The sequence below is a fragment of the Marinobacter sp. JSM 1782161 genome, from assembly GCF_011421605.1.
GTDB classification, from domain to species: Bacteria; Pseudomonadota; Gammaproteobacteria; order Pseudomonadales; family Oleiphilaceae; genus Marinobacter_A; species Marinobacter_A bohaiensis.
In genome coordinates this window covers 1,500,922-1,520,459 of record NZ_WSSA01000002.1, presented here as the reverse complement: position 1 = coordinate 1,520,459, position 19,538 = coordinate 1,500,922, and the positions used below count along the sequence as shown (strand labels likewise).

Below are 19,538 nucleotides of genomic sequence, written 5' to 3'. Positions count from 1 at the left end.
AGGTCTTGATTGGATGCGCACAAGTAATTGCCCGTGCATCCGATGCCGGCCAAGTTTTCATGCGCTTTCGGGCAAGAACGCCAACACGCCTCCCTGAGACAGTCATTAGCGACAACACCCACTGACTGACCATTCGAGGTGAGCAAGATGATGGAGGCGACGACCCTGGAGCCGGTGACCGGCCCGGCGGCCTGGCGGGGGGACGAACTGTCCCGGAAACAGGACTGGATCTATCGGCTGAGCGAGGAACAGATTGCCGAACTGGAGCAGCTGGGCTCACAGCTGGTGGAGCAGAATCCCGACCTGCGGCAGATCGAACCGCAGGACTACCCGCTGACGGCCTGCGCCGACGCCGTGGATGACTGGAAACAGCGCATGTCGCGCGGCCACGGCTTCGTATTGGTGCGCGGGTTGCGCACTCACCTTTACTCCGACGCGCTGTCCGCGGCGATCTATTACATCCTCGGATTGCACCTGGGCGAGCCCATGCGTCAGAACGAGCTGGGCGATGTGATTGATCACGTGTACGCCACCTCGGACAAGTCGCTGGACGATCCCACGGCCCTGTCCGCCAAGATCCGCGACAAGCTGCCGTTCCACTCCGACAGCTCGGATGTGGTGGGGCTGATGTGCCTGCGTCCGTCACGCGAGGGCGGGGCGTCCTGCCTGGTGTCCGGCGCCGAGATCTACAACGAGATCGTGCGCCGGCGTCCCGACCTGGCGCCGCTGCTGCTGGAACCGTTCCACTGGGACTGGAAGCGTCAGGACCACGACGCCCCGGTCAATACCTACACGTCGCCGATCATCAGCGTCGTCGACGGGGTGTTCAGCATGTACGCCGGTTCGCTCTATGTGCTGACCGCGCAGGAGTATCCAGAGGTCCCGCGCCTGACCAAGGCGCAGGTGGAAGTGCTGGAACTGTTCGACGAGATCACCTACGAGCCCGGCATGGCCATCGAGATGGACTTCCGGCCCGGTGATATCCAGTGGCTGTCCAACCACGCCGCGCTGCACTCCCGCACCGGCTTTCTCGATTACCCGGAACCGCAACGCCGCCGCCATCTGCTGCGCCTGTGGCTCAAGAACCGTGAGCCCCGGCCCATGGTGGACGGCTTTGGCAAGAACGTGGTTCAGGACCGCTCGATCCACCGGGATGCCGGCACCGCCGACAGCCAGGGCAATTTCCGGATCGCGGTGGCCGCGGTGCCTCGCATGAACGACTGATTCCTCCTTTTTCACTCCAGATGACACATAACCAAAAGCAGGTACAGAGATGACGACCAGAAAAAAATACGCGGCGATGCTTGTCTGTTTGCTGGGCATGAACGCAGCCGCCATGGCTGATGAGAGTAGCGAGCAGGGCACGGAAGGCAGCAATTCGGACAACGGCGGGGCGACGGTCGGCAACATCATCGACCGCATATCCGATCATGTCACCCTCTACGGCGTGCTCGACTATGGCGTCAGCTACGTCAGCTACGTCAGCGACGAGGGAGGCGAGAGCAATACCCGGGTGCGCGACGGGGTGAACTGGGGTAACCGCCTCGGCCTGAAAGGCGAGCAGGACCTCAATTACGGACTCAAGGCCATCTTCACCCTGGAGCACGGTTTCAATCTCAGCGACGGTACCACCTCCCAGTACGGCACCACATGGGGGCGCCAGGCTTTCGCGGGGCTTGAGCACGATGATTACGGCACGCTTACCTTCGGGCGTCAGTACGACTTCATTTTCGACTACCTGAACCAGTTGAACATCGGCGGCTACGCCAGCGTTTACGCCGGCCACCACGGTGATTTCGACCGCATCTCGGGCTGGCGGGTGGACAAGTCGGTCAAGTACCAGAGTCCCAGCTTCGGCGGTTTGAAGTTTGGGGCCATGTACGGCACGGATGGCTCGACCTATGCATTCCAGGATAGCGGCAGCAACGAGACGTTCAGTCTCGGGGCCACCTACTTCGGCGGTAACTGGGGGCTTTCGGCGGTGTACCTGAACATCAAGGACAACGCGATCTACCCCGATCTGCAGATCGGTGTCACCGAGTTCCTCGGGCAGACCCTGAACTTCGATGGCTCAGCGGTGGTGGTCGACCAGGAGACCATTGGGGTCGGCGGTTTCTACCAGGTGGGCGACATGACGCTGGTGGCCAACTCCACGCAGACCAAGTTCGAGAACGACAACGGCGAGGAAAAACAGAACGTCTACGAGGCCGGTGGCTACTACCCCGTCTTCGACAAGACCCTGGCCATCGTCGGCTACCAGCATTCCAAGCTGGAGGACGACAAGTGGGATCAGGTGACCTTCGGCCTCAAGCACGACCTGTCGGAGAAGACCTGGGTCTATGCGTCCTATTCGTGGATGCGCGCCTCGGAAGGGATCAAGGCGAACCAGGGCGCCGGCTGGTATCTGGAGAACTCCAGCGACAACCGCCAGGACACGGCCCGGGTGGGCATTATCTACACCTTCTAGGCCCGCATCGCCCCGGCCGAATGCCACCCGAGAAAAACGCCACCATTGTGAGAGAGGCAACAACCATGAAACGCAGAACCTTGCTCAAAGCGATTCCTGCCAGTGCACTTGGCCTCCTTTTCGCGCAGGCCGGCATCAGCCCGGTCCGCGCGGCCGGTCAGACGGTTTCTCTGGCCTTCCCCTTCGATGTGGAGAGCTGGGACCCGACCAGCCGTGTGATTCCGCACGCCACGTCCCTGTACAAGTGCGTGTTCGACCAGCCCCTCGAATACGCCCAGGACACCCAGCTGCGCGCCGGCGTGGTGACCGCCTACGAGTGGCTGGACGACGACGGTCTGGTGCTGGCGCTGGATTTCCGTGACGATGTCTATTTCCACAACGGCGACAAGCTGACCTCGTCGGACTTCCGGTTCACCTTCTTCGAACGTCCCAAGGCCAATCCCAACATCCAGCTCGGTTACATCTGGGGCAAGATACGGGACGTGGAAACGCCGACCCCGACGAGGGCCGTCATCCACCTGAAAGAACCCTTCGTGACGGCGCCGCAGTACCTGGGCTTTGCCGGCTCCTTCATCCTGCCCGAGAAGTACATGAAATCGGTTGGTGATGAAGGTTTCATCAAGAACCCGGTGGGGACCGGACCCTACAAGCTCGTCGATTACCAGCCCAACAACCGGATTGTGCTGGAGGCGTTCGAGGATTACTGGGGCGGCGCCCCCGAGATCAGGAACCTGACCATCCAGGTGATCCAGAATCCCACTTCGCGGGTATCGGCCACCCAGTCCGGGCAGGTGGCGTTCAGCTACGCGCTGCCGATCCGTGAAACCGTGCGTCTGGGCAAGCTGCCCAGCGTGACTTCGGCACTGACGTCCACCGTGGACACCTACCTGATCCAGATGGTCAACACCGGGCCGCTCAAGGACCGCAACGTGCGCCTGGCCATGCATCACGCCATCGACAAGAACGCCCTCTCGCGGGCGCTGCTCAACGGCGTCTCGGAGCCGATTTCGACGGCCAGCCCGCCTGGTACGCCGGCCTACCAGCCGGACTTCGAGTTTGCCTACGACCCGGATCAGGCCATGGCGTACCTGGCGGAATCCGGCTATGGCCCGGACAACCCGGTGGCGATCAAGTTCTTTTCGACCAACGGCGTTCAGCCGGCGGATTTCCAGATGGCCCGGGCGATCACGCAGATGTGGAAGAAGGTCGGCATTGCCGCCGATCTCCAGGTGATCGACATGGGCAAGTACTTCCAGGCTTCCGCGGCGGGTGAACTGGAAGGCCCGGTGTTGTGGCTGTGGACCAACTCCACGGCGGACCCGGAGCTCTATTCCGGCAGCTACCTGGACGCCGAGACGGCCTTTTCCGTCTGGCGCAGCGACGATGTCATGCAAAAGCTCAGGCCGTTGTTGTCGGAGCTGGACTACGACAAGCGCGTGGCCGGTTACCGGGACTTCAACCGCTGGGCGGTGGAGCAGGGCTATAGCGTGCCCCTGTTACAGGGTATTTCCAGCGTTGCCCACGCCAACCGGCTGCATTACCAGCCCTATCAGAACGGCTGGATGCTTCCCGCCAAATGGACGCTTTGAGTTAACGCTTTTCCCCTCCTCGCGAGGGGTTTTTTTTGCCTGCGGCGCGCCGCAAACCGCCAGTCCTGCTGGCTTTTGGGCCGGGTGCGCCAAAAGACAAGAGTCGCTGCGCGTATACCCAAGCTGCCCAGGCAGCCGCCCCATAAGATGACCTTAAAGAACGACGTTTAATGGCAAGACACGGAGAGAGATCGGATGGCTGGTTTTCAATCAGACGCATTTTTTGACCAACTGGACAGCTCCACCCGCGGCATCGAGAGCGCGGATACGCTGCCGCCGCTTTGCTACACCGACCCGGAGTTCTACGAATTCGAGAAAGAGGCCCTGTTCAACCACGAATGGCTCTGTCTGGGCCGGGCCGACCAGATTCCCGAGGCTGGCGACTACTTCACCACCACCATTATCGGCGAGCCCCTGATCGTGGCGCGCAACCGTGCCGGCGATATCAAGGTGATGTCGGCGGTGTGTCAGCATCGCGCCATGCTGGTTGCCGAAGGCCAGGGCAACACCCGCGCCTTCCTCTGCCCCTACCATCATTGGGCCTACAGCCTGGACGGCGATCTGATCGGGGCCCCGGAAATGGAGCGCACGGAAAACTTCGACAAGAAGGATTTCTGCCTGCCGACCCTCAAAGTGGAGCTCTGGCAGGGCTTTATCTTTGCCAATTTCGATCCCGAAGCGGAACCCCTGGCACCACGCCTGACCGCGTGTGACGACGTCCTGGCCAACTACGACCTGGAGAACGCGAAGGGGCCGGAGCTTCCCGAAGGCGTGCGCTATCCCTGGAACTGGAAGGTCATGATGGAGAACAATAACGACGGCTACCACGCCAACCGTCTCCACCACGGCCCCCTGCACGATTTCGTGCCCAGCGGGCTGGCCGAGTTTCCCGAGGATCTGCCGGAGAACACGGCCGGCTATTACCGTACCAACGGCACGCTGCACCCGGATGCCAGCTTCAATCCCACCCAGAAGGCGGTGCTGCCGGTTTTCCCCAAGCTGACCGACGCCGAACGCAATCGTTTCCTGTTCGTCAACGTGCCGCCGACGCTGTCTCTGGTGCTGACCAGTGACCTGGTGATGTTCCTTATCCTGCGGGCGGACGGCCCCGAGCACCACATCAACGACACCGGCATCCTCTGCGCACCGGGGGCCATGGACGATCCCTCCTTCCAACTGCGGCTGGACATGATCTACAACGCCACCGCCAACATCGTTGCCCAGGATCTGCACGTCGATGAGCAGGTGCAGAAGGGGCTGCGCTCCCGCTACGCGGTACGTGGACGTTACTCCTGGCAGGAGCGGGCACAGACGGATTTCAACGACTGGGTGGTCAAGCGCTACCAGACGACCTGGGAGCGGATGAAAGCGCAGGGGCGCGACCAGCAGATTCCGCTCCGGGCCGTTTGAGTCCATCCGTCGCTTTCCGTTGAGTCCGACCCTGGAGGTCCGTTGCCATGCCTTCGACCCTAGCTGTTAACCCCCTGGCCCGGTGGCGCCGCATTGAGCGTCCGCTGGGACTGGTGTGGGTCCTGTTGAAGCAGGTGCTCTGGCGCCTGCCCATGCTGGTACTGATCAGCCTGATTGTGTTCCTGATCCTGCGGGTCATTCCGGTGGACCCCACGGCCATGCTGCTGCCGCCCGGCGCCTCGGATGCCGATGCGGCCCGGCTGAGCCGCGAGCTGGGGTTGGACCAGCCGGTCCCGGCCCAGTTCATGATCTGGCTGGAACGCGCTTTCCAGGGGGACCTGGGGCTTTCCATCCAGAATGGCCAGCCGGTGACGCCGATGGTCCTGCGTTCCCTGCCGATGACGCTGGAGTTGCTCTGTTTCGGCATGCTGGCGGGCGTTGCCCTGGGGCTGGTCAGCGGTTTGGCGGCCTTTTCCCTGCGCGGCACCCTGGCCGAGAAGGCGATTCTCACCGTCACCGGCCTGATGATCGCCATCCCCGATTTCCTCTGGGCCATCATCCTGATCGTGACCCTGGGGGTGGCCATGGCCTGGCTGCCGTTCATCGGGCCGATCGGCCCCGGCTTCGACGTGGAGCGGGTTACCGGCTTCCTCACTCTCGACACGCTGCTGGCGGGAGATTTCGCCGCGTTTGGCAGCGTCCTGGCGCACCTGGTCCTGCCGGCGTCGGCGCTGGGCCTCTGCATCGCCACGCCGATTGCCCGCATCGTGCACTCCAGCCTGCTGGAGGTGTACACCGAGGATTACATCCTGGCCGCCCGCCTGCGCGGGGTGCCGGAGTGGAAATTGCTGATGGGCCATGCCCTGCGCAACGCTTCGCTGCCCACGGTCAGCCTGATCGGTGTGCAGTCCAGCGTCATCATCGGCGGCACCCTGCTGATCGAATCCATCTTCGGGCTGCCGGGCATCGGCAACCTGATGCTGCGCGCGATCACCAGCTACGACCTTCAGGTGATCCAGGCACTGGCGCTGACCTACGCGGTGACGGTGCAGTTCGTCAATGTGATGACGGAGATCGCGCTGTACCGACTCAACCCCCGACTGAGGGCCACGCCATGAACCGGCCCGACCTGACCCAAGCCATTGTGCTGATCCGAAGGGCGCTGGCCGATCCGCTGGTCTGGACCGGTGGCGGCGCGCTGCTGGTGCTCTCGGTGATCGCCCTGTTCGCACCGGTGCTGGCGCCCCACGACCCCAACGAGCAGGACCTTCTCAACGTGCTGCTGCCGCCCATGTGGGCCGACGCAGGCAGCGCCGACTACCCGCTGGGCACCGACGGCCTGGGGCAGTGCGTGCTGTCGCGCCTGATCTACAGCACCCGGGTGGTGGTGATGATCGCCGTGACCGCGCCCATCGGCGCCGCCGTGCTGGGGTGCCTGCTTGCGTTGGTTGCCGGTTACTGCGGCGGCTGGATCGACTGGCTGATCAACCGCGTTGTCGAAGTCTGGCTGTCGTTCCCCGCCGTGGTACTGGCGCTGGTGTTGATGGTGGCGCTGTCGCCGGGGCTTCAGAACGTGATCCTGGCGATCATCCTGGTGGACTGGACGCGTTTCTGCCGGGTGTTGCGTTCAGAGGTGCTCAGCGTCCGGCGTCGGGATTTCGTGACCGCGTCGCGGATTACCGGGGCCAGCCACCTGGGGGTGATCTGGCGCGACATCATCCCGGCCATCGTGCCTACCGTGATCGCGCTGATGGCCCTGGAGGTGTCCATTGCCATTGTCGCCGAGAGCATCCTGTCGTTCGTCGGCATGTCGGCCGGAGCGGGCGTGCCCACCTGGGGCGTGATGATCGCCGACGGGCTCAACAGCATGTACTCGTCACCCTATCCGTTGCTGCTGCCGATGCTGTGCACCGTACTGACGGTGCTGGCCGCCACCTTCCTGGGGCAGGGCCTGCGCCGATCCATCGACGTGCGACTGCTGGAACCGGCCAGGGGAGTCAACGCATGAAAAGCGAGCAGATGATTAACCCGGCGCCGATGGGGCCGTCGTTCCTGAGCGGTCCGCACTCGGCGGATGGGACCGCGCCGATTCTCCGCGCCGAAGGGCTGCAGGTCGAGGCGCAAATGGCGCACGGCACCAGCGCGGTGCTGCGGGATATCAACTTCACCCTGCAGGCGGGCCGGACGCTGGGACTGGTCGGCGAGTCGGGCGCCGGCAAGAGCATGATCGGCCGGGTGATCGCCCGGCACCTGCCGGCGGGGTTCGATGTCACGGCCGGACGTCTGCTGTTCGGCCAGGATGACCTGCTGGCCGCCTGCCCGGTCCGACACCAGGAATGGCTGGGGCGGCGCATCGCGTTCATTCCGCAGGAGCCCATGACCGCGCTGAATCCGGTGCTGACCATTGGCCGCCAGTTCAGTGAGCACCTGCGCCGCATCGGAGTTCCCCGCAGCGAATGCCGTGCCCGGGTGATCGAGGCGCTGGACGAGGTGCTGCTGCCTGATCCCGAGGCGGTTTTCGGCAAGTACGCGTTCGAGCTTTCCGGCGGCATGTGCCAGCGGGTGATGATCGCCATGGCTTTCGCCAGCCGGCCCGACCTGGTGATTTCCGACGAAGCGACCACGGCGCTGGATGTAAGCACCCAGGCCCATGTGGTGGGGCTGTTGCGTCGCATGCAGGAGCGGCGCGGTACCGGTGTCCTGTTTGTGACTCACGATATGGGACTGGCCACCCACGCCTGCGACGACGTGGTGGTGCTGTACGCCGGCGACGTCATGGAGAGTGGCCCCGCCAAGACCGTGTTTGCCAACCCGCGCCATCCCTATACCCGCGCGTTGCGCCAGGCCACGCCGCCCCTGTATGGCGACCTGGCACCGCTGCACGCCCTGGATGGCCAGATGCCGGCGGTGGAGCGCTTTCCGCAACTGCCCGGCTGCCGCTTTGCCGAGCGTTGTAGCCTGGCCTCGAAGCCATGCCGGGAAGGCAAGCCGGACCTGCGCGAGCTGGACACGGCGACAGGGCACCGGGTCCGCTGTGTTCACACTGCGCTGGCGTCGTTCGCCCCGGCCGCTGTGGCGGAGACCGGTCGGCACGCCACCGGCGACGCCCTCAGCAGCATGAAGTGTCTGGAGGTGCGAGGACTCAGCAAGGCATACCGTGCCGGCCGACGCGGTCGAGCGGCCCGGACGCTGACCCAGGCCCTGCATCCCACCGACCTGACCCTGTCGCCGGGTGAATTCGTGGGTGTGGTGGGCGAAAGCGGCAGCGGCAAGTCCACCCTGGCCAAGCTGATTATGGGCATCGAAGAGCCCACCGGCGGCGCCGTCTATCTGAACGGTCGCGAACTCGGTAACAGCCCGGCCGAGTGGCAGCGCCGCATCGGTTCGGTGCAGATGGTGTTCCAGGACGCGCGCTCGGCGCTCAATCCCCGTCGTCAGGTGGGACTGACCCTGACCCAGGCGATGGACGCCCGCAATCACCTGCGTCTGGAGCGCACCAACCGGGCGACGGAACTGGCCGGCGATGTGGGCCTGGCCCCCAGTGCTACCCGGCGCTATCCGTCCCAGCTTTCCGGGGGGCAGCGCCAGCGGGTGAACATCGGCCGCAGCCTGTGCGACCTGCCGCAGGTACTGGTGGCCGACGAGATTGTTTCGGGACTGGATGTGTCGGTCCAGGCGCAGATCATGAATCTGCTGCTCGACCTGCGCCGGGAGCACAAGATCTCCCTGCTGCTGATCTCACACGACCTGGCGGTGGTGCGCTACCTGTGCAGCCGGGTGATTGTCATGCACAAGGGGCGCGTGGTGGAAAGCGGCCCCACCGAACAGGTGCTCGGCAACCCCAGCCATTCCTACACCAGGGCCCTGATCGACGCGGTTCCCCCGGCGGCCCCGGACGCCGTATGGCCCACCCATCCCCCCATTCGAACAGAAGGTGACCATGACTAAGCTACCCCCCAAGACCCGGATGCCGGTGCTGTTCCTCGGCCACGGGTCCCCGATGAACGCGATCGAGCGCAACGAGTTTTCCCGGAGCTGGTCCGATCTGGGCCGGTGCATTGGTAAACCCCGCGCTGTGCTGATGGTTTCGGCGCACTGGCAAACCCGCGGTACAGCGGTCACCGCCAACCCCGAGCCGCGCACGATCCACGATTTCGGGGCCTTTCCCCAGGCGTTGTTCGATGCACGCTATCCGGCGCCCGGCGATGCCGAGCTGGTGGCGCAGGTGCGGGACTGCCTGGCGCCGATGGCGGTGGCTGAGGACAGCAAATGGGGGCTGGATCATGGGGCCTGGTCCGTGCTCTGTCATCTCTACCCGGAAGCCGACGTGCCGGTGGTTCAACTGAGTATGGATGTGGGCCTGTCACCGGCCGGGCACTACGAGCTGGGCCAGCGGCTGCTGCCCCTGCGCGACAAGGGCGTGCTGATCATTGGCAGCGGGAACGTCGTCCATAACCTGCCGGCGATGAAGTGGAACCTGCCCGATGAAGGCTTCGACTGGGCGCAGCGGTTCCAGGATTTCGTCCAGAAAACCATTGCCGCCGGGCAGGACCGCTTGCTGGTGGACTATCCCTCCCTCGGTACTGATGCGGATCGTTCGATACCGACGTCGGACCATTACCTTCCCTTGCTCTACGCGCTGGGTGCGCGGGATGCAGCGGACGATGCGGTGGAATTCGTCACCCCCAAGTGCGTGTACGGATCCCTCAGCATGATGAGCGTGGCGTTATGGCCATCCGCAAGGCCGTAAGGCACTGACGGGCGACGGACGTCGCCATCCACTTATCGACCCTGAAAAGGTTGGAACTATGAAAATTACTGTCGTTGGATACGGAAACATTGGTGCTGCAGTGACCAAACAGCTGGCCAAGGCCGGTCATGATGTGATCGTCAGCGGACGTGACCTGGACAAGGCCCGCGCGGTTGCCGAGGAGCACGGCGCCAAGGTGCTGCCGCTGTCGGAAACCGGTACCCAGAGCGAAGCCTACGTGTTGGCGGTCTATTTCGAGGCGGTCAAGGATGTGCTGGCCAGCATTGGCGATGTTAGCGGCAAGATCCTGATCGACCCGACCAACCCGCTGACCGCCGATTTCATGGGCCTGACCGTGGGCCACAGCACCTCGGCCGCCGAAGAAATTGCTAAGCTGGCGCCCGGAGCCAAGGTGGTCAAGGCGTTCAATACGCTGTTTGCACAGGTGATCGACGCCGGCGCCGACTTCGGCGGAACCCCGGCCGCCGGATTCGTAGCCGGTGACGATGCCGACGCCAAGGTGGCAGTGGCCGGTGTGCTGGAATCGCTGGGCTATGCCCCCATCGATGCCGGTGGCCTGGTCAATGCCCGCTACCTTGAGCCGGTGGCCGGCCTCAATATCTACCTGGGTTACGGTGCCGGCCTGGGCACCCAGATCGCGCCGACCTGGATCAAACGCTAGACCCGTCTGAATCACCGGAGGGCGCGATCCTCCGGTGATTGCCCCTGGCCTGCGCCTCTGACCGGCTTACGACGCCAGCGCTGCCGAACTCTTGCGGCGGTATTCCCGCGGTGTCATCCCGAACGCCTTGCGGAACACCCGGCTGAAATGCGCCGCGTCGTTGAATCCCCAGCGAAAGCAGATGTCCGAAACCGACAGGTGATCGTACTCGGGGTTGCCCAGCTCGCAGCGGCAGCGCTCCAGCCGCCGGATGCGCACGTAGTGGACGAAACTGTCCCCCGAAGTCTCGAACAGCTTCTGCACGTAACGGGCGGATACGTGGCACTGGTCGGCCACCGTGCCCAGGGACAGTGCCGGGTCGGACAGGTGGTTGTCGATATGCTGGCAGATCCGCCGGAAATGCAGCATCTTGGCGGTACTGCCGAACTCCTGGACCTTGCTCTGCTGGATCAGGGTGGTGATCAGGAATTCGGAGATGGCGATCTCCACCGGCCGCAGCAGGGTAGCGTCGATCTCATCCAGGTGCTGACTCAGGGATTCGAGCATGGAGGTGAACACGCGGTAGGCCGCCTGGTCGCGGGGGATGTAGCCGACGTCGATCAGCGATGGGTTCAGCAGGCGCGAGTGCAGCATGTCCTGCGGAATCTTTATGTAGAGCACCGTGAAGTCGGATGCCATGGATAGAGACATGTCGACGCCGGTCGGAGCGTAGATCAGGTCACCGGCCTCGACCTGCAGGGACAGGCCCTGGTAGTGCAGAGCGAAGTCGCCTTCGAGCAACAGCGCCAGCCACATCGAGTACGGCTGATCTTCGGACTTGCCCGAGATTTTAAAGGGGCTGCCGCTAATCCGCGCGAACTCAACGCCCATGGGCGTGTTCAGACAGGCCACATCGCCGTGAAACGCTTCGAACCCTTCGGCATAAATGCAGGCCGGCATGTAAAGTTGGTCCATGGCGCGCTGCCACAGATTTGCCCTATCCGATCGCGGGCAGGTGTCCGTTGAGATCTTCCAGTTCGTCATACCGATGTACTCCAGCCCCAAACCACTCTGCATGGTTGATGTTTCCATCCCTGGCGCGGTTTCCCTGATGCATCAACACCATAATTCTGCAAGATGCGGGCCATTGGGAAGCATGCTTATCATCCGGGCGAACGGTTGCCGGAAGACGCCGGGCGGAAGGGGATCGGGCGATCGTCAGCCTGTCTGGGCTGGCGTGGGGACCCCGGGAACGGGGGCGTCTCGATGGGGGCACGGAGCAAAAAGGCATCAATTCTGGACGGGTGTACTAGTCGATGCGCTATGGATGGGCATCGACGGGCGTGGGTAGGGCGATACCCGGACCAGCGACGTCAGTTGGGTAGGAGCCCTCAGTGTAAGGTGGCAGCTCTCAGCGTAAGGCAAGAGCCCTCAGCGCAGATTAAGAGCCCCCCGCCAAAACGGCGCACTTCTGAGCAAGACGACCTGTCGGGAATTTCCCAGAATGCATGAACGTTACGTCATTTCTGATGGAAAGCTGGGAAACGTCGTCAGCCTGAACGATACCGCGTTTTCGAGCCATTCAGGTGTTACCGGACGTATCGTCAAAAAAAACGATAAGACCAAGGGGCGCCAATCGATGAACGTCCTCGCTGTGCTGGAGGCATCCCGCTCCCTGTTCGACCTGATCGACAGCCCCATGCTGCGCGAGCTGGACCGCGCCTGCGAGGGGGTGATCGTGGTCGACCACCAGGCCCGAATCCGCTGGGTCAGTCAACGGTTTCGCCAGTGCCTGAATCTGGGAGTGTCGGGTTATTTCAACGGACGACCGGTCGAGGAAATCCTGCCGGACAGTCTGCTGCGCCAGGTCACCCGGGACGCCCGACCGGTGCGTCTGGACCTGTGTCAGCAGAACGGTGAGTGGCTGGTGGAAAGCCGCATGCCCCTGCGCGATCGCGCCGGCAAGCTGATCGGCGCCATGGGGATCATCCACAGCCGACAGCCGGAAGCCATCGGCCACTTCGCTGCTAAATGCCGGCAGCTTTTCGAGCTGCCGATGCCGACCGGCACCTGTCCGGCCGGACGCCGGGCGCGCTACCGCTTTGCCGACTTTGTTGGCACCAGTGTATCCCTGACGGCCGCGCTGGATCGCGCCAGGCACGCGGCGCGGCTCGACACCACGGTGCTGCTTGTGGGGGAAACCGGCAGCGGCAAGGACATGTTGGCCCAGGCCATTCACAACGCTTCCATTCGCCGGGACCGGCCTTTTGTTGCGATCAACCTGCCCGCCATGCCGGAGGCTACCCTGGAAGCCGAGCTGTTCGGCGAGGCCGGCAAGATCGAGGCGGTCGAGGGCGGCACCCTGTTCCTGGATGAAATCGGCGATTTGCCCATGGCCCTGCAGTGCAAGCTCTCGCGGCTGCTACAGGCACGTGAGTACGAATCCGAAACAGGCCCTGCACGGTTCCGGATTATCGCTTCCAGCAGCGTCAGTCTGGCGGAGCGTGTTCGCACCGGGCACTTCCGGCCGGAGTTATTCTACCGGCTGAGCGTGCTGCCCATTGATGTACCACCGCTGCGCCAACGGCCTGAGGATCTGGCGGATCTGTGCGACGCCTTCCTGAGGCAGATCAGCCTCGCCATCGGTATCGCCCGCAAGCGGCTTTCTGACTCTGCGCTACAACGGTTGGCCCGCCATGCCTGGCCCGGGAACGTGCGTGAACTGCGTAACATGCTGGAGCAGGCCAGTATTTTCTCACCGGCAGAAATGCTCGAAGTGGACGATTTCAATGAGCTGGCTGCGCTGCCGGCCCGGGTGGTGGCTTTTGCCGGCGAATCCGTTCCTCCCCTGAACGATACCCTGGCCCAGGCCGAGCAGCAGGCCATCGAACAGGCCCTGCGTGTGAGCAGCAACAATCGCACCCTGGCCGCCCGCAAGCTGGGTATTTCCCGCGCCAACCTTTACGAGAAAATGCGCCGGTTGGGCCTGTCGCTCTAGTATCCAGAGCAGACTCATCCAGAAACGCCTTTCCCCGAACCGGGCGCGCGGCACCAGCCGTGCGTCTGGCGATGCTTCCCCGGCTTCCTTCGCTCAGTCCAGGCGCCGTGCCTCACTCATGGGGTTCCGGATTCTGCACATTGCGTTTCCCATCGTGTGACGGCGACCGCCGCGGGCATTCTGAGTCTGACTCAATCCGGCGAAGCCTGGCGATGCCCGACGGCGCCTGTTGTCCAGCCTGACAGACACCTGTCCGGACGTGTTTGCAGTGACGATTTCCGGGTCACACCAATGTGCATAAGTCTATGAATTACAAGCTTGTTACATTTCATCGGGCGGGTGCCGGCAACCGCGTTGCCGGGCCTGCCAACGTAACAAGGCCAGACCGGACCGGATAAGGGCGGCGGCCACAAAAATATCAGGGAGCTTTCTCAGAATGACAGTTAAATTGATGCAACAGGTGTCCCGCTTCAGTGCAATCGGCGCTTTGCTGGTTGCCGGCGGAGCCCATGCCGTGAGTCTGGAAGCGGGCGATTTCGACGTCTCCATGTACGGGTATGCCCGACTCAATATGGCCTATGACCTGGATGCCAACCTGGGCGACGGCGGCACCACCGGTGCGGCCAACATCGGCAACGTGAACACTGGTGACAGCGATGTCGCCGAAGGTCATTTCAACGCCGACGCCAACCAGTCCCGTCTGGGCTTCAGCATAGGCCACACCTCTGGCGTGAACGTGAAGATTGAGTCGGATTTCGTGGGCGGTCCGCGTCTGCGCCACGCTTACGGTACCTACCAGGGCGTTCTGGCGGGGCAGACGTGGTCCAACTACACCTCGTTTGTTGGCAATACATCCACGCTCGATTTCAACAGTACCTACGGTCTGGCCGGCTTTCAGGCTCGCTTCACGCAGCTGCGTTACACCACCGGGGGACTGTCGTTCTCCATTGAGGACCCGCGCACCGTGCTGGCCGGAGGGCTGGAGAAGAAAGACAGCATGCCGGCGGTGACCGCCCGGTATGAAGGGAAGGCTGGCGACCTGTCCTATTCGGTGGCTGGGCTGGTGCGCCAGGCGGGCTATGACGATGGCGCCGACGACGACACGGTGATGGGCTACGGTGCCTTCGCTGCGGCCCGCTTCAGCCTGACCGACCGCATCACCATCCAGGGTGCGGTGAACTACAGCGACGGCACCACCTCCTACCTCTACATCGCGCCGGGTCCCGACGCGTTCCTGGATTCCGACGGCGACCTGGAAACCGTGTCCGGCTATGGCGCCACGCTGGGTATGGGCGTGAAAACCGGGAGCGGCAGCTTCAATGTCGGCTACGGTATGGTCTCGATGGACCTGGACGACGCCGTCGATGCGGGTGCCGTGGCCTCCAGTCAGGATGAGACCCGCAGCACCGCTTTCGTGAACTACCAGTGGAACCCGGTCGAAAATGTTATGTACGGCGTTGAACTGGGCCACTTCGCGGTGGACGATCAGAGCGGCGACGACGGCGATGCCACCCGCATCCTGTTCGCGGCTCAGTACAACTTCTGATCCCTTCTCTGGTTAAGCGCGCACGAGTCTGGCGTCTCGGTTTCGTGCGCGACTCAGGTCATCGTTACTCCTCTCCCGCCTCTTGCGGCCCGGCTGTGATCCAGCCGGGTTTTTTTATCGCCAATAGATCCAAGTCCGGCCGGCGGCCTGCGCTATAGTCTGTGAAAGCCCGAGCCTGCGCTGTCCGGGGCTGACCTGAGTGGCGAGCGGGGAGGTGGCCATGCGCTGGCGCGGAAGACGACAGAGTTCCAACGTGGAGGACCGGCGCGGGCAGAGCGCGGGCTATTCGGCCGCCGGGGCGGGCGGGATGATGTTGCTGCGGTTCCTGCCGGCCCTGTTGCGCAGCAAGACCGGGCGCACGGTGCTGATCGTGGCGGTGGTGGCCGTCGTGGGCGCGCGCTTGCTGGGCATCGATCTGTTGCCGATGCTGCTGGGCACCAGTGTTGCGCCCACCACCACATCGTCATCGCGGGAGCTGACCCAGGCAGAACAGGACCGGGTCGACTTCGTGTCCGTGGTCCTGGCGGAAACCGAGGATACCTGGCACGGGATCTTCGCTGACCTGGGTGGACGCTATCGCGAACCCACGCTGGTGCTCTTCTCCGACCGGGTCAACTCCGCCTGCGGCATGGCGAGTTCCGCGGTCGGCCCCTTCTACTGTCCAGGTGATCAACAGGTCTACCTGGATCTGGCTTTCTTCCGGGAACTCAAGGACCGCTTTGGTGCACCCGGCGACTTCGCCCAGGCCTATGTGGTGGCGCACGAGGTCGGGCATCACGTACAGACGCTGATGGGCATCAGCGATCAGGTGCGCCAGGCGGGGCAGGGGCAGTCAAGAGCCCGGATCAATGCCCTGTCGGTGCGCCAGGAATTGCAGGCGGACTGTTTTGCGGGTCTCTGGGCCCACGCCGCGTCGGAAGGGCAGATCCTGGATGCCGGTGACCTTGAAGAAGCCCTCAAAGCCGCGGCGGCCATCGGGGATGACCGCCTCCAGCGCCAGGCCGGCGGTGCAGTGGTGCCGGACAGCTTCACCCACGGCTCGTCAGAGCAACGGGTGAGCTGGTTCCGGCGTGGTTACGAGAGCGGCGATATTCGGCAGTGCGATACCTTTTCCGAAGTGAACCCATAGTTTGTCGCATTTCATGGATCGTTTCCGGGGCCGTTCATAGCGCGCCTCAGTCTTTGCCGTCGGCATTGTCTGTATCGCCGATGTCCGGGCGATTGTTCTCCGTGCCGTCACTCTTTGCGCCGTTACTGGCGGCACCGGCTCTCCCCGCGCTGGGGGCTTCTGTCCCCGGAAGTTCGCTGCCGGCGGTGCGGATGTGGATATCCCGCTGCGGGAACGGAATCGACACACCGGCATCGCTTAGCGCTCGGGTGATGGCGGCGTGCAGTTCGTGGTACAGCGGCATGAAATCCAGCAGGTCGCGTACGAACACCCGGACCTCGAAATCGATGCGACTATCGCCCAGGCCCACGCAGAATACCGCCGGAGCCGGATCGTCGACCACCCGCTCGTTGTCTACGGCCACTTGGTACAGCAGGTCGCGTACCTTGTCCACGTCGGAGCCGTAAGCGACGCCGACCCGGATGATGACCCGGGTGATGGCGTCGGTCAGGGTCCAGTTGGTCAGATCCTGGGTGACGAAGGTCTTGTTGGGAATGATCTGTTCCTTGCGGTCCCAGTCCACCAGGGTGGTGGCGCGGATGCGGATCCGTGAGACGGTGCCGGTGATGCCGCCGATGCTCACCGTGTCGCCCACCCGGATAGGGCGTTCGAACAGCAGGATGATGCCGGAGACGAAGTTGGCCACGATTTCCTGCAGGCCGAACCCCAGACCCACACCCAGGGCGGCCACCAGCCACTGCATTTGTGACCACTGCACGCCGATCACCGACAGCGAAATAATCACCCCCAGGAAGACGATGATGTAGTTGGCCAGGGTGGTAATGGCGTAACCGGAGCCGGGTTCCAGCTTGAGGCGGCTCAGTATCAGCACCTCCAGCGTGCCCGGCAGGTTCTTGGCCGCCAGTACCGTGCCGGTGCCGAACAGCAGGGCGATCATCAGGTCGCCCAGGGTGATGGGGAGCGGATCGCCGCCTTCGATGCTGGTGGAAATGGTCCACAGGGTCATGTCGTCGAACAGCTGCAGGGCGGGGATAACCCCGTCCCAGAACAGCCAGAGCCCGGTGACGGCAATGGCCAGGATGATGATCCGCACCAGCGAGGTACTCTGCTGGTTGATGTCCTTGAGGTCCATTTCCGGCATGTCGAGGGTGGGCGGCAGGCCCTCGCCAGAGCTTTCCGCGGCTTCCCGGGTTTCCGCCAGTTTGCGTTCGGCCGCCCGCTGCTCGCGCAGACGCTCCAGGGTCATGCGACGCTCACGGACCGAAAGCCCGCGCAGAGCGAGGTAGTACAGCAGCGTGGTGAACGCCAGCCAGCAGATACTGACAAAGGCATTACGCTCCAGTTGCACCGCCGTGTAGTGGTACCCCAGCAATGAGGCAATGGCGAGGACGATGGGCGTACCCACCGCCAGCCAGTGGAGTACACGCAGGGTTTTCTTTTCCTGCTTGCCCCGGCGTACCGAACGGATGATGCGGTGGGCGAAGTAGGCCAGCGCCGCCGAGGTGATGGCGAAGACGATGCGTCCCAGGCTGTCCTGGTAGGGATCCCCGGCGCTGGTGTTCAGCGTGGCGATGATCACGGTGCCCGGAATCAGGAAGCACAGCAGCAGGGGAATCTGGCGGCGTATCGAGGCCAGTGTATGGGTGTTCCACTTGAAATGCCGCTCCCCCAGACCATCCTGGCGGGCCACCTTGTGGACCAGGTTGAGCAACAGCATGATGAAGGCCCCGGCGCCGAGGCCGCGGGAGACGGCGCTGAAGAAATCGTTGCCTTCCTTGATCAGCAGCGCCCCGAGCGACAGCGCCAGAACGCCGGGCAGCGCCATCAGCACGCTGTAGAACAGGGCCATCAGGGTATACGGGAAGCGATCGCGCCCGACGTTGCCCACGTACTTGCCGGTGGCCTTCAGTGCCGCCTGGATCCGGCGTCGCTTGAACAGCAGCGCACCCAGGAGCAGCGCGATAACCAGCATGCGCATGCCGCGGTCGTCGAAGGACTGGCTCACCGCGTCGGTAAAGGCGTCCCACTGGAAGGAGCCGACCAGCCAGGCGACGCCCTTGAAGGCCTGCAGGAACACGTCCGCACTGATGACTTCCGCGCTGGGCAGCCAGAACAGGCGCTGCTGCAACAGGCTGCGGTAGGCGTCGATCCGTGTCTGCAGATCGCCCACGGTATTGAAGTATTCGTTGAGTACGTCGATGTGATCGGTTACGGCACCGTGCAACTGGCGCAGCAGTTCGGCGCGTTTCTGGCGTAGCTGGCCGCGGGCATCGTCTTCCGGGTTGAGGACCGCCTCGTATTCCTCCAGCCGCAGTTGCTCTTCCCGGGCGGCGGACAGTTTGTCCTTAATGCCTTCACTCAGGCTGGTGGCGATGGTCTGGCGCTCCAGGCGGTCGAGCCGCTGCTGCAGCAGGTTGGCGTATTCCTCGGTGAGGTTCAGCCCGGCCCGCTCCAGGCGCAGCTCGAAACTCTCGTACTCGTTGTCCAGGCGCTTGAGCAGGGATTGGGCGTAGGCCAGGCGATTGCGGGTGGAATCCAGCGCCACCAGGCGCTCGTCGAGGGATTCGCGCAGGGCCTGAATCTGCTGGCGGATATCGGCGTTCTCGCTGGAAGGCAGCCGGGTTTTCAGCGGTTCGGACTCGTCTTCCTCGATGTTGGGCTGGACCGGTTCCGCCTTGGGCTCGGGCGGTGGCTCCTTCTTCTCCTCCTGTTTTTCGGACTCGGCGCTCTCGTCGTTGGAGGCGTCGGACGCGTCGGCGGATGAGGACTGTTCGGGCGCGGCCTCCGCCGACGACGGCTCTTCAGCGGCAACCGGTCCGGCCAGCAGCAGGAACAGAAACAGGCCTATCAGGCCGACGGCGGGAGACTTCCGCCAAAGTCGCGGGAACGACAGCACCATGCAGTAACATCCTATGCCCGTAAAAATACCTGAGTGTACACGGCCCGGACGGTGGGCGGGATGACGAGAGCGTTAATCGCCAGTGGTCC

At 63.6% G+C, this 19,538-nt stretch carries 14 protein-coding genes; 12 read left to right on the top strand and 2 right to left on the bottom strand.

Annotated elements, in window-relative coordinates; all coding sequences use genetic code 11:
* The first annotated feature begins 147 nt into the window (after window positions 1–147).
* The 9 genes from GQB00_RS06765 to GQB00_RS06725 all read left to right on the top strand — a co-directional run bounded on the left by GQB00_RS06765 (window position 148) and on the right by GQB00_RS06725 (window position 10,898).
* Window positions 148–1,224: a TauD/TfdA family dioxygenase gene (locus tag GQB00_RS06765; RefSeq protein ID WP_165855655.1), complete on the top strand. Its 1,077-nt coding sequence runs from the start codon at window positions 148–150 to the stop codon at window positions 1,222–1,224.
* 49 nt (window positions 1,225–1,273) lie between these two features.
* On the top strand, window positions 1,274–2,467 hold the full coding sequence (locus GQB00_RS06760; protein ID WP_165855654.1) for a porin: 1,194 nt from the start codon (window positions 1,274–1,276) through the stop codon (window positions 2,465–2,467).
* 65 nt (window positions 2,468–2,532) lie between these two features.
* Window positions 2,533–4,056, top strand: a complete 1,524-nt coding sequence (locus tag GQB00_RS06755) for an ABC transporter substrate-binding protein (RefSeq protein ID WP_165855653.1) — start codon at window positions 2,533–2,535, stop codon at window positions 4,054–4,056.
* A gap of 195 nt (window positions 4,057–4,251) precedes the next feature.
* Entirely contained in the window at window positions 4,252–5,466 is a 1,215-nt protein-coding gene (locus GQB00_RS06750; RefSeq protein ID WP_165855652.1) for an aromatic ring-hydroxylating oxygenase subunit alpha, read from the top strand.
* A gap of 47 nt (window positions 5,467–5,513) precedes the next feature.
* The gene (locus GQB00_RS06745; protein ID WP_165855651.1) at window positions 5,514–6,584 is read left to right on the top strand and encodes an ABC transporter permease; all 1,071 of its coding nucleotides are present in this window, start codon (window positions 5,514–5,516) and stop codon (window positions 6,582–6,584) included.
* The gene (locus GQB00_RS06740; RefSeq protein ID WP_165855650.1) at window positions 6,581–7,474 is read left to right on the top strand and encodes an ABC transporter permease; all 894 of its coding nucleotides are present in this window, start codon (window positions 6,581–6,583) and stop codon (window positions 7,472–7,474) included. Before GQB00_RS06745 ends, GQB00_RS06740 begins: the two co-directional genes overlap by 4 nt.
* On the top strand, window positions 7,471–9,414 hold the full coding sequence (locus GQB00_RS06735; RefSeq protein WP_207950622.1) for an ABC transporter ATP-binding protein: 1,944 nt from the start codon (window positions 7,471–7,473) through the stop codon (window positions 9,412–9,414). Before GQB00_RS06740 ends, GQB00_RS06735 begins: the two co-directional genes overlap by 4 nt.
* Complete coding sequence (gene ygiD, locus GQB00_RS06730) at window positions 9,407–10,216, top strand: 4,5-DOPA dioxygenase extradiol (protein ID WP_207950621.1); 810 nt, start codon at window positions 9,407–9,409, stop codon at window positions 10,214–10,216. The genes GQB00_RS06735 and ygiD overlap by 8 nt, the downstream gene beginning before the upstream one ends.
* Window positions 10,217–10,274: 58 nt before the next feature.
* Window positions 10,275–10,898: an NADPH-dependent F420 reductase gene (locus tag GQB00_RS06725; RefSeq protein WP_165855649.1), complete on the top strand. Its 624-nt coding sequence runs from the start codon at window positions 10,275–10,277 to the stop codon at window positions 10,896–10,898.
* Window positions 10,899–10,964: 66 nt separating this feature from the next.
* Here GQB00_RS06725 and GQB00_RS06720 read toward each other — a convergent pair whose 3' ends face one another.
* Window positions 10,965–11,852 (bottom strand): helix-turn-helix domain-containing protein, encoded by an 888-nt coding sequence (locus GQB00_RS06720; protein WP_165855648.1) that lies wholly within the window; start codon window positions 11,850–11,852, stop codon window positions 10,965–10,967.
* Between the two features lie 664 nt (window positions 11,853–12,516).
* Between GQB00_RS06720 and GQB00_RS06715 the strand changes: the two genes are divergently transcribed.
* The 3 genes from GQB00_RS06715 to GQB00_RS06705 all read left to right on the top strand — a co-directional run bounded on the left by GQB00_RS06715 (window position 12,517) and on the right by GQB00_RS06705 (window position 16,550).
* The gene (locus GQB00_RS06715; protein WP_165855647.1) at window positions 12,517–13,875 is read left to right on the top strand and encodes a sigma-54 interaction domain-containing protein; all 1,359 of its coding nucleotides are present in this window, start codon (window positions 12,517–12,519) and stop codon (window positions 13,873–13,875) included.
* 436 nt (window positions 13,876–14,311) lie between these two features.
* A complete protein-coding gene (locus GQB00_RS06710; protein ID WP_111495291.1) occupies window positions 14,312–15,421 on the top strand; it encodes a DcaP family trimeric outer membrane transporter in 1,110 nt (369 codons plus the stop codon).
* A 220-nt stretch (window positions 15,422–15,641) separates the two neighbouring features.
* Complete coding sequence (locus GQB00_RS06705; protein WP_165855646.1) at window positions 15,642–16,550, top strand: neutral zinc metallopeptidase; 909 nt, start codon at window positions 15,642–15,644, stop codon at window positions 16,548–16,550.
* Between the two features lie 46 nt (window positions 16,551–16,596).
* Here the strand turns inward: GQB00_RS06705 and GQB00_RS06700 are convergent, their stop codons facing one another.
* Window positions 16,597–19,449 carry a mechanosensitive ion channel domain-containing protein gene (locus tag GQB00_RS06700; protein ID WP_165855645.1) on the bottom strand — a complete coding sequence of 951 codons (2,853 nt, stop codon included), beginning with the start codon at window positions 19,447–19,449 and terminating at the stop codon, window positions 16,597–16,599.
* Between the last annotated feature and the right edge of the window lie 89 nt (window positions 19,450–19,538).

Excerpts from the sequence above, each read along its gene's own strand:
- GQB00_RS06765 (WP_165855655.1), top strand. The coding sequence starts at position 148 with ATGATGGAGGCGACGACCCTGGAGCCGGTGACCGGCCCGGCGGCCTGG.
- GQB00_RS06760 (WP_165855654.1), top strand. The coding sequence starts at position 1,274 with ATGACGACCAGAAAAAAATACGCGGCGATGCTTGTCTGTTTGCTGGGC.
- GQB00_RS06755 (WP_165855653.1), top strand. The coding sequence starts at position 2,533 with ATGAAACGCAGAACCTTGCTCAAAGCGATTCCTGCCAGTGCACTTGGC.
- GQB00_RS06750 (WP_165855652.1), top strand. The coding sequence starts at position 4,252 with ATGGCTGGTTTTCAATCAGACGCATTTTTTGACCAACTGGACAGCTCC.
- GQB00_RS06745 (WP_165855651.1), top strand. The coding sequence starts at position 5,514 with ATGCCTTCGACCCTAGCTGTTAACCCCCTGGCCCGGTGGCGCCGCATT.
- GQB00_RS06740 (WP_165855650.1), top strand. The coding sequence starts at position 6,581 with ATGAACCGGCCCGACCTGACCCAAGCCATTGTGCTGATCCGAAGGGCG.
- GQB00_RS06735 (WP_207950622.1), top strand. The coding sequence starts at position 7,471 with ATGAAAAGCGAGCAGATGATTAACCCGGCGCCGATGGGGCCGTCGTTC.
- ygiD (WP_207950621.1), top strand. The coding sequence starts at position 9,407 with ATGACTAAGCTACCCCCCAAGACCCGGATGCCGGTGCTGTTCCTCGGC.
- GQB00_RS06725 (WP_165855649.1), top strand. The coding sequence starts at position 10,275 with ATGAAAATTACTGTCGTTGGATACGGAAACATTGGTGCTGCAGTGACC.
- GQB00_RS06720 (WP_165855648.1), bottom strand. The coding sequence starts at position 11,852 with ATGGACCAACTTTACATGCCGGCCTGCATTTATGCCGAAGGGTTCGAA.
- GQB00_RS06715 (WP_165855647.1), top strand. The coding sequence starts at position 12,517 with ATGAACGTCCTCGCTGTGCTGGAGGCATCCCGCTCCCTGTTCGACCTG.
- GQB00_RS06710 (WP_111495291.1), top strand. The coding sequence starts at position 14,312 with ATGACAGTTAAATTGATGCAACAGGTGTCCCGCTTCAGTGCAATCGGC.
- GQB00_RS06705 (WP_165855646.1), top strand. The coding sequence starts at position 15,642 with ATGCGCTGGCGCGGAAGACGACAGAGTTCCAACGTGGAGGACCGGCGC.
- GQB00_RS06700 (WP_165855645.1), bottom strand. The coding sequence starts at position 19,449 with ATGGTGCTGTCGTTCCCGCGACTTTGGCGGAAGTCTCCCGCCGTCGGC.